The following is a 13,053-nucleotide window of genomic DNA, read 5'->3' as shown; positions in this document are numbered from 1 at the left end:
GGCTGCGTCGGCGACGCGGCGGCGATCGCCGCCTGGGACGTGCAGGGCAAGCAGGTGATCCTGGCCGATTCCTCCGGCAACCAGGTCGCCCGGCTCTACCAGTCGGCCAACGAGCGCTATGACGGCTCGACCACGGCGGGCCAGCCGATCTCGCTTTCCCGCTAGACCAGGGCGCGGCGTGACCCGACAGGCGTGAAGCCATGAGCTGGAAAAAACTCGACACGGTGGCGGGCGCCTATGCGGCGCGCGTCGCCAGCGGCGAACTGTCGGAGGATCCCGCGCAGGCGCGGCTGGCGGACCGGCTCGACCTTCTGCTCGACGAGATCTCGAGCAAGCGGCTCGCCACCAAGTCGAGCGCACTCGGCTGGATGTTCGCCCGCAGGACCAAGTCGCGCACGCCGCCGCGCGGGCTCTATGTCCATGGCGCGGTCGGGCGCGGCAAGACCATGCTGATGGACATGTTCTTCGAGATGGCGCCGGCCCGGCGCAAGCGGCGGGCGCATTTCCACGATTTCATGGCCGACGCCCATGCCCGCATCCACGCCCATCGCCAGAAGCTCAAGGCCGGCGAGACCAGCGAGGCCGATCCGGTGCCGCCGGTGGCCGAGGCGCTGATCAAGGAAGCCTGGGTGCTGTGCTTCGACGAGTTCTCGGTGACCGACATCGCCGACGCCATGCTCTTGTCGCGGCTGTTCGAGCAATTGTTCAAGCGCGGCTGCGTGCTGGTGGCGACGTCGAATGTCGAGCCGGACCAGCTCTACCGCGACGGCTTGAACCGGCAGTTGTTCCTGCCCTTCATCGGCCTGCTCAAGGACCATGTCGACATCCTCAACCTCGATGCGCTGACCGACTACCGGATGGAGACGACAACCCGGCTGCCGGTCTATCACACCCTTGAAGCAGGCGAGGATGACGCGGCCATGGACAAAGCCTGGACCCGGGTCACCGCCGGCAAGCTCGCCGCGCCGGCGCATCTGCGGGTCCGCGGGCGGGACGTCAAGGTGCCGGAAGCGGGCGCGGGCGCCGCGCGCTTCTCCTTCGCCGATCTCTGCGAGGCGCCGCTGGGGGCCGCCGACTATGCGGCGATCGCCGAGCGCTACCACACCGTCTTCGTCGACCGGGTCCCGGTGATGGAGCAGGCGCACCGCAACGCCGCCAAGCGCTTCATCATCCTCGTCGACACGTTCTACGACCGCAAGACCCGGCTTTTCGTCTCGGCTGAGGCCGAGCCCGGCGGGCTTTACCGCGGCTCGACCGGCACCGAGAGCTTCGAATTCGCCCGCACCGCCTCGCGGCTCAACGAGATGCAGAGCTCCGACTATCTCGAGGCGAGCCGTGCCGGACAGGCCGCGAATGTGACGGACTGATGTCGGAAACATTGACGTTTACGTAAGAATTTCAAAAGCTAACCGATTGAAACTACAGGTATCGAAAGTTTGAGTTGCCAGTTTCCATGATACGGTCTATGCGAAATGCCGAAATCGGGGCCGGGCGCGAGCTTGGCTTCCCCTGCACAACGACCCGCGGAGATATTTGATATGGCGCGCAACAAGATTGCATTGATTGGTTCGGGCATGATCGGCGGCACGCTGGCCCACCTGGCCGGCCTGAAGGAACTGGGCGACGTCGTCCTGTTCGACATCGCCGAGGGCACGCCGCAGGGCAAGGGCCTCGACATCGCCCAATCCGCGCCGGTCGAAGGCTTCGACGCCCGCATGACCGGCGCCAATGATTATTCCGCAATCGAAGGCGCCGATGTCTGCATCGTCACCGCCGGCATCGCCCGCAAGCCGGGCATGAGCCGCGACGATCTGCTGGGCATCAACCTCAAGGTAATGGAACAGGTCGGCGCGGGCATCAAGAAATACGCCCCCGACGCCTTCGTCATCTGCATCACCAACCCGCTCGACGCCATGGTCTGGGCGCTGCAGAAATTCTCGGGTCTGCCCAAGAACAAGGTCGTCGGCATGGCCGGCGTGCTCGATTCGAGCCGCTTCCGCCATTTCCTGGCCGAGGAGTTCAACGTCTCGGTCGAGGACGTCACCGCCTTCGTGCTCGGCGGCCACGGCGACACCATGGTGCCGCTCGCGCGCTACTCGACGGTCGCCGGCATCCCGCTGCCCGACCTCGTCAAGATGGGCTGGACCACCAAGGACAAGCTCGAGGAAATCATCCAGCGCACCCGTGACGGCGGCGCCGAGATCGTCAAGCTTCTGAAGACCGGCTCGGCCTATTACGCGCCGGCGGCTTCGGCCATCCTGATGGCCGAGAGCTACCTCAAGGACAAGAAGCGGGTCCTGCCCTGCGCCGCGCACCTGTCGGGCCAGTACGGCGTCAAGGACATGTATGTCGGCGTGCCTTGCGTGATCGGCGAAGGCGGCATCGAGCGCGTTATCGAGATTGAGCTCAACAAGACCGAGCAGAAGGCCTTCGACAAGTCGGTCGAAGCCGTGGCCGGCCTCTGCGAGGCCTGCATCGCCATCGCCCCCAACCTGAAGTGACCCGGATCCCGGAATGATGTCTGCCCCGGACGCACATCATGGAATGGCCGCACCCGGCGCACCCGGCCGCAGGGCCGGTGTCGTCGCCGCGGCCGTCGCCCTGTGCGCCTGGAGCACGGCCGCGCCGGCCGAGGATCTTTCCTGGGCCGGGTGGCAGACCGACGATGGCGGCAGAGTTGTCTGGGGCATCCCGGAGAGCGACGCCTTCGTCTCCTTCACCTGCAACAGCAATGGCACCGTCGAGTTCTGGAACGACGGCGCGCTTCCGGACGATTTCCTCAAGAATCCCGTCCTGCGGGTCAAGGTGGACGGGACCGAATTCAGCTTTCGCGGCGACGCCCAGTTCAACGAGATGAACGATGCCTACGAGGGCACGGCGACGCTTGCGGGCAGCGATCCCTTCCTCAAGGCCGTCGCGTCCGGAACCAGCATGCAGATCTACGATCTGATCAACGGCCGGTATTCGTCCGGCACCATTCCGCTCAAGGGTACGGGGCGCCTGTTCGCCCGGTACCTGTCCGGTTGCCTCACCGATTGAATTTTAATCCTTCCAAGGAGTTCCCATGAACATCCATGAATACCAGGCCAAGGCTCTGCTCAAGAGCTACGGCGCGCCGGTGGCCGAAGGGGTCGCCATCTTCTCGGCCGACGAGGCGGAAGCGGCGGCGAAGCGGCTGCCTGGCCCGCTCTACGTGGTCAAGAGCCAGATCCATGCCGGCGGCCGCGGCAAGGGCAAGTTCAAGGAACTGGGTCCCGACGCCAAGGGCGGCGTCCGGCTCGCCTTCTCGATCGACGAGGCAAAGGCGCATGCTAGGGAAATGCTCGGCAACACGCTGGTCACCAAGCAGACCGGCCCCGCCGGCAAGCAGGTCAACCGGCTCTACATCGAGGACGGCGCCGACATCGAGCGCGAACTCTATCTCTCGCTGCTGGTGGACCGCTCGGTCGGTCAGGTGGCCTTCGTGGTCTCCACCGAAGGCGGCATGGACATCGAGGCGGTCGCCCACGACACGCCCGAGAAGATCATCACGGTGGCCATCGACCCGATGAAGGGCGTCACCGCCGATGATCTCGCCAAGCTCACCAGCGCGCTGGAACTCAAGGGCGATGCGGCCAAGGACGGCGAGACGCTGTTTCCGATCCTCTACAAGGCCTTCGTCGAGAAGGACATGGCGCTGCTCGAGATCAACCCGCTGATCGTCATGAAGGACGGACGGCTCCGGGTGCTCGACGCCAAGGTGTCGTTCGACAACAACGCCCTGTTCCGCCATCCCGAGATCGTCGAGCTGCGCGACCTCTCCGAAGAGGATGAGAAGGAGATCGAGGCCTCCAAGCACGATCTCGCCTATGTCGCGCTCGACGGCAATATCGGCTGCATGGTCAACGGCGCGGGCCTGGCCATGGCGACCATGGACATCATCAAGCTCTACGGCGAAGAGCCGGCGAACTTCCTCGATGTCGGCGGCGGCGCTTCCAAGGAAAAGGTCACGGCCGCGTTCAAGATCATCACCGCCGACCCGGCCGTCAAGGGCATCCTGGTCAACATCTTCGGCGGCATCATGAAGTGCGACGTCATCGCCGAAGGCGTGGTCGCGGCGGTCAAGGAAGTGGGGCTCAAGGTTCCGCTGGTGGTGCGGCTCGAAGGCACCAACGTGGCGCTCGGCAAGAAGATCATCAACGAAAGCGGCCTCGACGTCATCGCCGCCGACGATCTCGACGACGCGGCGCAGAAGATCGTCAAGGCAATCAAGGGATCCTGATTACATGTCCATTCTCATCGACAAGAACACCAGGGTCCTGGTCCAGGGCCTGACCGGCAAGACCGGCACCTTCCACACCGAACAGGCGCTCGCCTATCACGGCACCAAGATGGTCGGCGGCATCCACCCGAAGAAGGGCGGCTCCACCTGGGAAGGCTCGAACGGCGAGAAGCTGCCGATCTTCGCTTCCGTCGCCGAAGGCAAGGCCGAGACCGGCGCCAACGCCTCGGTGATCTACGTGCCGCCGGCGGGTGCTGCCGAAGCCATCATCGAGGCCATCGAGGCCGAGATCGAGCTCATCGTCTGCATCACCGAGGGCATCCCGGTGGCCGACATGATCCGCGCCAAGGCGATCCTCGACAAGTCGAAGTCGCGGCTGATCGGCCCGAACTGCCCGGGCGTGATGACGCCCGACGAATGCAAGATCGGCATCATGCCGGGCAACATCTTCAAGAAGGGCTCGGTGGGCATCCTGTCGCGCTCGGGCACGCTCACCTATGAGGCCGTGTTCCAGACCACCAACGAGGGGCTGGGCCAGTCGAGCGCGGTCGGCATCGGCGGCGACCCGGTCAAGGGCACCGAGTTCATCGACATCCTCGATCTCTATCTCGACGACCCGGAAACCGAATCGATCATCATGATCGGCGAAATCGGCGGTTCGGCCGAGGAAGATGCGGCCGAGTGGCTGATCGAACAGGCCAAGAAGGGCCGCAAGAAGCCGATGGCGGGCTTCATCGCCGGCCGCACCGCGCCGGAAGGCCGGACCATGGGCCATGCCGGCGCCGTGATTTCGGGCGGCAAGGGCGGCGCCGAGGACAAGATCACGGCCATGGAAGCCGCTGGCATCCGGGTCTCGCCTTCGCCGGCGCGTCTCGGCAAGACACTGGTCGAAGTCCTCAGGGGCTGAGACACGGACCTGAACTCAAGGGGCGGAGCCCCAGAGGTTGAAATGATGAGCGACGCCGTGCGCGAGACTCTGGACCGTTATTACGCCGCGCTGAAAGCGGGCGATGAGGCGGGCCTGCGCGGCGTCGTGACAGAGGATATCGAGGTCCACTACCCGGCGCCCGAGGGGCTTCTGCCCTGGGCCGGGGACTGGACCGGCTTCGAAGGCTTCCGGGCCTTCCTCTCCGCCCTGGGCGATCACCTGGTGATCGACAGGGTGGAGCCGCTCGCCATCCATCTGGCCGGCGACACCGTCATCACGGTGCTCAAGGGCGAATGGACGGTGAAGGCGAACGGGCGCACCGTGCGCACCGAGACAGTCAACATGTTCACGCTGCGCGACGGCAGAATCGCGCGATACCAGGTCTTCAGCGACACCGCGGCGCTGGGGCTCGGATTGGGCCGGCTCGCGGCGTAAGGCCGCGCAAGCCTCGAAAAAGTCTAGGGAGAGGGCCAAGTAGAACAAAGGCCCGCAAAAAGGTGAGACCCATGGCACGCAACGACGAAGCCAACGACATTCTGGCGCAGACCTCGTTCCTGTATGGCGGCAACGCCCATTATATCGAAGACATGTATGCCCGGTTCCAGGACAATCCGGGCAGCGTGCCGGCCGAATGGCAATCGTTCTTCGCCGAGCTGAAGGACGATCCCGAGCAGGTGCGCAAATCCGCCGCCGGCGCCTCCTGGAAGCAGGCCAACTGGCCGCTTCCGGCCAATGGCGAGCTGGTCTCGGCGCTGGACGGCGACTGGGGCAAGGTCGAGAAGATCGTCACCGAAAAGCTCAACGGCAAGGCCAAGGCCGCGGGCGAGCCCGCCGGCACCGCCGACGTGATGCAGGCGGCGCGCGATTCGGTCCGCGCCATCATGATGATCCGCGCCTTCCGCATGCGCGGCCATCTGCACGCCAAGCTCGATCCGCTCGAGATCGCCACCCCGGTCGAGGACTACAACGAGCTCTCGCCGGAGGCCTACGGCTTCACCGAGGCCGACTACGACCGCAAGATCTTCATCGACCACGTGCTCGGCCTCGAATACGCGACCATCCGCGAGATGATCGACATCCTCCAGCGCACCTATTGCTCGACGCTCGGCGTCGAGTTCATGCACATCTCCAATCCGGAAGAGAAGGCCTGGATCCAGGAGCGCATCGAGGGTCCCGACAAGGGCGTCGAATTCACCGAGAACGGCAAGAAGGCGATCCTGCAGAAGCTGATCGAGGCCGAGGGCTTCGAGCAGTTCATCGACGTCAAGTACAAGGGCACCAAGCGCTTCGGCCTCGACGGTGGCGAATCGCTGATCCCGGCGCTCGAGCAGATCATCAAGCGCGGCGGCAACATGGGGCTCAAGGAGATCGTCTTCGGCATGGCCCACCGCGGCCGCCTGAACGTGCTGACCCAGGTGATGGCGAAGCCGCACCGCGCCGTGTTCCACGAGTTCAAGGGCGGTTCCTACAAGCCCGACGAGGTGGAAGGCTCCGGCGACGTCAAGTACCATCTGGGCGCCTCGTCCGACCGCGAGTTCGACAACAACAAGGTTCACCTGTCGCTGACGGCCAACCCGTCGCACCTGGAAATCGTCAACCCGGTGGTGATGGGCAAGTGCCGCGCCAAACAGGACATGATGGCGACCGTCTGGGAGGGCGACATCATTCCGCTCAGGGAGCGCGTCAAGGTGATGCCGCTGCTGCTGCACGGCGATGCGGCCTTCGCCGGCCAGGGCGTGGTGGCCGAGATCCTCGGCCTGTCGGGCCTGCGCGGCCACCGCGTCGGCGGCACAGTGCATTTCATCATCAACAACCAGATCGGCTTTACCACCAATCCCGGCTTCTCGCGCTCGTCGCCCTATCCGTCGGACGTGGCCAAGATGATCGAGGCGCCGATCTTCCACGTCAACGGCGACGATCCGGAAGCGGTGGTCTATGCCGCCAAGGTCGCCACCGAGTTCCGCATGACCTTCCACAAGCCGGTGGTCATCGACATGTTCTGCTACCGCCGCTTCGGCCACAACGAGGGCGACGAGCCGTCGTTCACGCAGCCGAAGATGTACAAGAAGATCCGCACCCACGAGACCGTGGTGACGCTCTATTCGCGCCGGCTGATCGAGGAAGGCGTGATCACGGAGGGCGAATTCGAGAAGATGAAGGCCGACTGGCGCGCCCATCTGGAAGGCGAATTCGACATCGGCCAGAGCTACAAGCCCAACAAGGCCGACTGGCTCGACGGCCAGTGGTCCGGGCTCAAGACCGCCGACAACCAGGATGAGCAGCGCCGCGGCAAGACCGGCGTGCCGATCAAGATGCTGAGGGAAATCGGCAAGAAGCTCTCGGAGGTTCCCGAAGACTTCAAGGTGCACCGGACCATCCAGCGCTTCATGGACAACCGGGCGCAGATGGTGGAGACCGGGGAGGGCATCGACTGGGCCTTCGCCGAGGCGCTGGCCTTCGGCTCGCTCTGCGTGGAAGGCACCAAGATCCGCCTGTCGGGCCAGGATGTCGAGCGCGGCACCTTCAGCCAGCGCCATTCGGTGCTCTACGACCAGGAAACCGAGGAGCGCTACATTCCGCTCGCCAATGTCGCGCCCAACCAGGCGCGCTACGAGGTGATCAACTCGATGCTGTCGGAAGAGGCGGTGCTCGGGTTTGAGTACGGCTATTCGCTGGCGCGGCCGAATGCGCTGACGCTGTGGGAAGCCCAGTTCGGCGACTTCGCCAATGGCGCGCAGGTGCTGTTCGACCAGTTCATCTCGTCGGGCGAGCGCAAGTGGCTGCGGATGTCGGGCCTCGTCTGCCTGCTGCCGCACGGCTACGAGGGGCAGGGTCCGGAACATTCCTCGGCCCGGCTCGAGCGCTTCCTGCAGATGTGCGCCGAGGACAACATGCAGGTCGCCAACTGCACCACGCCGGCCAACTATTTCCACATCCTCAGGCGGCAGGTGAAGCGCGACTTCCGCAAGCCGCTGATCATGATGACGCCCAAGTCGCTGCTCCGCCACAAGCGGGCGGTGTCGAACCTGTCGGAAATGGCCGGCGACACCTCGTTCCACCGGCTGCTGTGGGACGATGCGGAAGTGCTCAAGGGCGAGCCGATCAAGCTCGTCAAGGACAACAAGATCCGCCGCGTGGTGATGTGCTCGGGCAAGGTCTATTTCGACCTCTACGAGGAGCGCGAGAAGCGCGGCATCGACGACATCTACCTGCTCCGGCTCGAACAGCTCTATCCGTTCCCGGCCAAGGCGCTGATCAACGAGCTCAGCCGCTTCCGCAACGCCGAGATGGTGTGGTGCCAGGAGGAGCCCAAGAACATGGGCGCCTGGTCGTTCATCGATCCCTATCTGGAATGGGTGCTGGCGCATATCGACGCCAAGTACCAGCGCGTGCGCTACACCGGCCGCTCCGCCTCGGCATCGACGGCAACCGGTTTGATGTCGCGCCACCTTGCGCAGCTCGAAGCCTTCCTTGAGGATGCGCTGGGCGGCTGACGCCGCCCCGCCTGCCCCCCGCGCCCCGCGACTGTATGAGACAAAGAACGGAAAGAAATCATGGCCACTGAAGTCCGCGTCCCCACACTTGGCGAATCCGTCAGCGAAGCCACCATCGGCACATGGCTCAAGAAGGTCGGCGACACCGTCAAGGTCGACGAGCCGCTGGTTGAGCTCGAGACCGACAAGGTCTCCATCGAGGTGCCCTCGCCGGTGTCCGGAACCCTGAGCGAGATCCTCGCCCAGGACGGCGAGACCGTTGAGGTCAATGCGCTGCTGGCGCAGATCACCGAGGGCGAGGCCGCCGCCGCTCCGGCCAAGGCGAAGTCGCCGGACAAGGGCGCGGGCAAGGGGTCGGACAAGGAAGAAAAGTCCGATGCGGTTGCACAGGCAGCCGGGAAGTCGGGCGCCGGATCCAGCAGCGAAGCGGCGGAAAAGACCGCCAAGGTCGCCGGCGAAGGCGAGATCAGCGAGAGCAAGATGCCGCCCGCCCCCTCGGCGCAGAAGCTGATGGCCGAGAACAAGATCGAGGCCTCTGACGTGGCTGGCTCGGGCAAGCGCGGCCAGGTGCTCAAGGGCGACGTGCTCGACGCCATCGGCAAGTCGTCGGCCCCCGCGGCCGAAGCGCCGAAGGCCGCCGCCCGTCCCGCCTCCAGCGGCGACGATGCTTCGCGCGAGGAGCGGGTGAAGATGACGCGTCTCAGGCAGACCATCGCCCGGCGCCTCAAGGAAGCCCAGAACACGGCGGCGATGCTGACCACCTACAACGAGGTGGACATGAGCGCGGTGATGGATCTCCGCTCGCGCTACAAGGACCTGTTCGAGAAGAAGCACGGCGTCAAGCTCGGCTTCATGGGCTTCTTCACCAAGGCGGTGACCCATGCGCTCAAGGAGATCCCGGCGGTCAATGCCGAGATCGACGGCACCGACATCATCTACAAGAATTACTGCCATGTCGGCGTCGCCGTCGGCACCGACAAGGGCCTGGTGGTGCCGGTGGTGCGCGACGCCGACCAGATGACGATCGCCGAGATCGAGAAGGAAATCGGCCGCCTGGGCCGCGCCGCGCGCGACGGCGAGCTGTCGATGGCCGACATGCAGGGCGGCACTTTCACCATCTCCAATGGCGGCGTCTACGGCTCGCTGATGTCCTCGCCGATCCTCAATTCGCCGCAGTCGGGCATCCTCGGCATGCACAAGATCCAGGAGCGCCCGGTGGCCGAAGCCGGCCAGGTGGTGATCCGGCCGATGATGTATCTGGCGCTTTCCTACGACCACCGGATCGTCGACGGCAAGGACGCCGTGACCTTCCTGGTGCGGGTCAAGGACAGCCTGGAGGATCCGGAACGGCTGGTGCTGGATCTGTAGGTCCGCTGCTGACGGGACAACGCCCATGATCCTCCGCCTGCTGAAATCCAGTCTGGTCGCCGTGGCCGTTTCGGCGGGGGCGTCGACGGTCCCCGCGGCCGCCCAGCAGCCCGGTTTCAGCGCCGCCGACCTGCCTGTCGTCATGACCGCCTATGTCGAGGCGGTCATCGACATGCGGGCCGCCTACGAGACCTGCGCGCCGGCGGACAAGCGCCCGGCGGACTGGGAGCAGGGCGCGGATTTGCTGGTGGAGTCGCTCAAGGCGGCCGGGCTGACCACGGGCGTGACCTCCGCTCTTGGTGCCAGGCTCGCCGCGCCGGTGGTCCCGTTCGCCGGCGACTGCGCCGGTGAGCAGGCGCTGCTCTTCTCGGGCGTGCCGGCCGGATACGGCTGGGCCGACTATCACCGCGAGGTGCTCGACCGCAACGGGATCAGGATCGTCGAGCCGGGCGCCAGCGACGCGCGGCTCGAAGCCGTGCGCGCGGTCGTCGCCGAGGCGCTGCCCAGGCAGCGGCGCATGCTGGTGTGCCTGTCGCTGTTCGAGCCCCAGAACTTCCTGGCTGCCTTCTCCGACTGGAACGGGCTGGTGGCGAAGGCCGCGCAGGCGTTTGCCGACGCCGGTCTTGGACCCGAGGCCTATGGCCCGATCCTCGACGGCGCCCTCTCGCGGGCCGTCTTCGCGCCGGCGCCGGATCGCGCCGCGGCTTCGGCGGACTGCATGGCCAACCAGGACTGGATGAACCGCTTCTCGACCTTCGCCTGGTACAGCTTCGCCTCCGACATCGAAGCGGCGCTGAAGGATGGCAAGCCGTGAAGGCCGCCCGGGCCCTGGTGACGGCGTGGGTGTCCTGCGCCGCGGCGGCGCCCGCATCCGCCGCCTGTTTCCAGGAACTGGCGCTTTACAGTGAGGCCCAGGCCGGCGCCGAGATCACCTTCCAGGCCGACCTTCATCCGGCAGAGCCGTCGCTCAACCGCTTTACGGTGACATTTCCCGAACATGCGGTCAGAATGGACGGGCTGGTGATGATGGCGGGCGAACCCTCGCGGCCCTGGGCCATGGTCATGCACAACTGTCCCGAGGGCGACGCCACCGGGGCGGAGATCGCCGCCTGCATGATCTGGGAAGGGCCGGTCTACGGGATCGACGCGCTCGGCAATGTGAGCGCGGTGCCCGCGGCGGGCGAGGGCCAGGAGGCGATCGAGACGATCCTGCTGCCGGATTTCGGCGCCGCGGTGCGGATGTCGTCGGTCTGGGGAGCGGAGGGTCTGTCGGTGGCGCCCAAGGACGACTTTCGCCTCTCGGGGTGCCAGGAATGAACTGCTTATCATAAGGACAAGACCATGAGCTACGACGTCATCATCATCGGATCCGGGCCCGGGGGCTATGTCTGCGCCATCAAGGCGGCGCAGCTCGGCCTGAAAGTGGCCGTGGTCGAAAAGCGCCCGACCTTCGGCGGCACCTGCCTCAACATCGGCTGCATCCCGTCCAAGGCGCTGCTGCATGCGTCGGAAATGTTCCATCACGCCGGCCACGGCATGGATGCGCTCGGCGTCGAGGTGGACAAGCCCAAGCTCAATCTCGAAAAGATGATGGCGCACAAGGACGCCACGGTGAAGTCCAATGTCGACGGCGTCGCCTTCCTGTTCAAGAAGAACAAGATCGACAGCTTCATCGGCCACGGCAAGGTGCTGGGCGAGGGCAAGGTCTGCGTCACCGACGCGGACGGCAAGGAGACCGAGCTCGAGGCCAAGAACGTGGTCATCGCCACCGGCTCGGACGTCGCGGGCATTCCCGGCGTCAAGGTCGAGATCGACGAGAAGGTCATCGTCTCCTCGACCGGCGCGATCGCGCTCGACAAGGTGCCCGAACACATCGTCGTGGTCGGCGGCGGCGTGATCGGGCTCGAGATGGGCTCGGTCTGGGGCCGGCTCGGCGCCAAGGTCACGGTCATCGAATATCTCGACACGATCCTCGGCGGCATGGATGCGGACGTCTCCAAGCAGTTCCAGCGGATTCTCGCCAAGCAGGGCATGGACTTCAAGCTCGGCGCCAAGGTCACCGGCGTGAAGACCTCCGGCAAGGGCGCCACGGTGAGCTTCGAGCCGGTCAAGGGCGGCGACGCCCAGAGCATCGACGCCGACGTGGTGCTGATCGCCACCGGCCGCAAGCCCTTCACCGAAGGCCTCGGGCTCGAGGATGCGGGCGTGGTGCTCGACGAGCGCGGCCGGGTGCGCACCGACACCCATTACCAGACCAATGTCCCGGGCGTTTACGCCATCGGCGACGTGATCGCCGGCCCGATGCTCGCCCACAAGGCCGAGGACGAGGGCGTGGCGCTGGCCGAGATCATGGCCGGCCAGGCGGGCCATGTGAATTACGAGGTGATCCCGTCGGTCGTCTACACCCAGCCGGAAGTGGCCGCGGTCGGCAAGACCGAGGAAGAACTCAAGCAGGCGGGCGTCAAGTACAAGGCCGGCAAGTTCCCGTTCACGGCTAACGGCCGGGCGCGGGCGATGCAGGCCCAGGACGGCTTCGTCAAGGTGCTGGCCGACGCCGAGACCGACCGCGTGCTCGGCGTGCACATCATCGGCTTCGGCGCCGGCGAGATGATCCACGAGGCGGCCGTGCTGATGGAATTCGGCGGCTCGTCGGAAGACCTCGGCCGCACCTGCCACGCCCATCCGACCATGTCGGAAGCCGTCAAGGAAGCGGCGCTCGCCACCTTCGCCAAACCGATCCACCTGTGAGCGGCCTGCGGATCGGCTGAGCTCCGGTCTTGCGGCCAGGGACGCAATAGCCTTCACACGCGAAACCGCCCGGTGTGGGGCCGGGCGGTCTCTTGCAGCTTCATCGGGGGAGGAGCGAGAAGTCTGCTGATTAGCCGCCGTTGGCGGGAGCCGGAGCGGTTTCTGCCGGTGCGGCGTCCATGGCGGGCTCGGCTCCGGGAGCGACCGGGGTCGTGTTCTCGGGGGCGAGCGCCGGAGCGTCGGGGGCGGCGGGG

12 protein-coding genes are annotated in these 13,053 nt (G+C 65.8%); all 12 read left to right on the top strand.

Annotated elements, in window-relative coordinates:
• Nucleotides 1-165 (top strand): AprI/Inh family metalloprotease inhibitor (locus LL06_RS27090; protein ID WP_035532588.1); only part of this gene is annotated, 165 nt, incomplete at its 5' end.
• A gap of 35 nt (nt 166-200) precedes the next feature.
• Nucleotides 201-1,367: a cell division protein ZapE gene (gene zapE / locus LL06_RS23145; protein ID WP_035532585.1), complete on the top strand. Its 1,167-nt coding sequence runs from the start codon at nt 201-203 to the stop codon at nt 1,365-1,367.
• Between the two features lie 171 nt (nt 1,368-1,538).
• The gene (gene mdh, locus LL06_RS23140; RefSeq protein WP_035532583.1) at nt 1,539-2,501 is read left to right on the top strand and encodes a malate dehydrogenase; all 963 of its coding nucleotides are present in this window, start codon (nt 1,539-1,541) and stop codon (nt 2,499-2,501) included.
• 13 nt (nt 2,502-2,514) lie between these two features.
• A complete protein-coding gene (locus tag LL06_RS23135) occupies nt 2,515-3,039 on the top strand; it encodes a hypothetical protein (RefSeq protein WP_152599742.1) in 525 nt (174 codons plus the stop codon).
• A 25-nt stretch (nt 3,040-3,064) separates the two neighbouring features.
• Complete coding sequence (gene sucC / locus LL06_RS23130) at nt 3,065-4,261, top strand: ADP-forming succinate--CoA ligase subunit beta (RefSeq protein WP_035532579.1); 1,197 nt, start codon at nt 3,065-3,067, stop codon at nt 4,259-4,261.
• A 4-nt stretch (nt 4,262-4,265) separates the two neighbouring features.
• On the top strand, nt 4,266-5,168 hold the full coding sequence (gene sucD, locus LL06_RS23125; protein WP_035532575.1) for a succinate--CoA ligase subunit alpha: 903 nt from the start codon (nt 4,266-4,268) through the stop codon (nt 5,166-5,168).
• A 42-nt stretch (nt 5,169-5,210) separates the two neighbouring features.
• On the top strand, nt 5,211-5,624 hold the full coding sequence (locus LL06_RS23120) for a nuclear transport factor 2 family protein (protein ID WP_081964154.1): 414 nt from the start codon (nt 5,211-5,213) through the stop codon (nt 5,622-5,624).
• A gap of 71 nt (nt 5,625-5,695) precedes the next feature.
• On the top strand, nt 5,696-8,683 hold the full coding sequence (locus tag LL06_RS23115) for a 2-oxoglutarate dehydrogenase E1 component (RefSeq protein WP_035532568.1): 2,988 nt from the start codon (nt 5,696-5,698) through the stop codon (nt 8,681-8,683).
• A 60-nt stretch (nt 8,684-8,743) separates the two neighbouring features.
• Nucleotides 8,744-10,051 carry a 2-oxoglutarate dehydrogenase complex dihydrolipoyllysine-residue succinyltransferase gene (gene odhB / locus LL06_RS23110; RefSeq protein ID WP_035532564.1) on the top strand — a complete coding sequence of 436 codons (1,308 nt, stop codon included), beginning with the start codon at nt 8,744-8,746 and terminating at the stop codon, nt 10,049-10,051.
• A gap of 25 nt (nt 10,052-10,076) precedes the next feature.
• On the top strand, nt 10,077-10,865 hold the full coding sequence (locus LL06_RS23105; RefSeq protein ID WP_035532561.1) for a hypothetical protein: 789 nt from the start codon (nt 10,077-10,079) through the stop codon (nt 10,863-10,865).
• Nucleotides 10,862-11,368 carry a hypothetical protein gene (locus tag LL06_RS23100; RefSeq protein ID WP_052161855.1) on the top strand — a complete coding sequence of 169 codons (507 nt, stop codon included), beginning with the start codon at nt 10,862-10,864 and terminating at the stop codon, nt 11,366-11,368. The genes LL06_RS23105 and LL06_RS23100 overlap by 4 nt, the downstream gene beginning before the upstream one ends.
• A gap of 24 nt (nt 11,369-11,392) precedes the next feature.
• A complete protein-coding gene (gene lpdA / locus LL06_RS23095) occupies nt 11,393-12,799 on the top strand; it encodes a dihydrolipoyl dehydrogenase (protein ID WP_035532558.1) in 1,407 nt (468 codons plus the stop codon).
• Nucleotides 12,800-13,053: the final 254 nt, after the last annotated feature.

Source organism: Hoeflea sp. BAL378 (assembly GCF_000759435.1).
GTDB lineage: Bacteria > Pseudomonadota > Alphaproteobacteria > Rhizobiales > Rhizobiaceae > Hoeflea.
Note: the sequence above shows the minus strand (reverse complement) of the source record. Positions and strands in the feature narration are given on the sequence as shown.

Excerpts from the sequence above, each read along its gene's own strand:
- LL06_RS23135 (WP_152599742.1), top strand. The coding sequence starts at position 2,515 with ATGATGTCTGCCCCGGACGCACATCATGGAATGGCCGCACCCGGCGCA.
- odhB (WP_035532564.1), top strand. The coding sequence starts at position 8,744 with ATGGCCACTGAAGTCCGCGTCCCCACACTTGGCGAATCCGTCAGCGAA.
- zapE (WP_035532585.1), top strand. The coding sequence starts at position 201 with ATGAGCTGGAAAAAACTCGACACGGTGGCGGGCGCCTATGCGGCGCGC.
- sucC (WP_035532579.1), top strand. The coding sequence starts at position 3,065 with ATGAACATCCATGAATACCAGGCCAAGGCTCTGCTCAAGAGCTACGGC.
- lpdA (WP_035532558.1), top strand. The coding sequence starts at position 11,393 with ATGAGCTACGACGTCATCATCATCGGATCCGGGCCCGGGGGCTATGTC.
- LL06_RS23120 (WP_081964154.1), top strand. The coding sequence starts at position 5,211 with ATGATGAGCGACGCCGTGCGCGAGACTCTGGACCGTTATTACGCCGCG.
- LL06_RS23105 (WP_035532561.1), top strand. The coding sequence starts at position 10,077 with ATGATCCTCCGCCTGCTGAAATCCAGTCTGGTCGCCGTGGCCGTTTCG.
- LL06_RS23115 (WP_035532568.1), top strand. The coding sequence starts at position 5,696 with ATGGCACGCAACGACGAAGCCAACGACATTCTGGCGCAGACCTCGTTC.
- sucD (WP_035532575.1), top strand. The coding sequence starts at position 4,266 with ATGTCCATTCTCATCGACAAGAACACCAGGGTCCTGGTCCAGGGCCTG.
- mdh (WP_035532583.1), top strand. The coding sequence starts at position 1,539 with ATGGCGCGCAACAAGATTGCATTGATTGGTTCGGGCATGATCGGCGGC.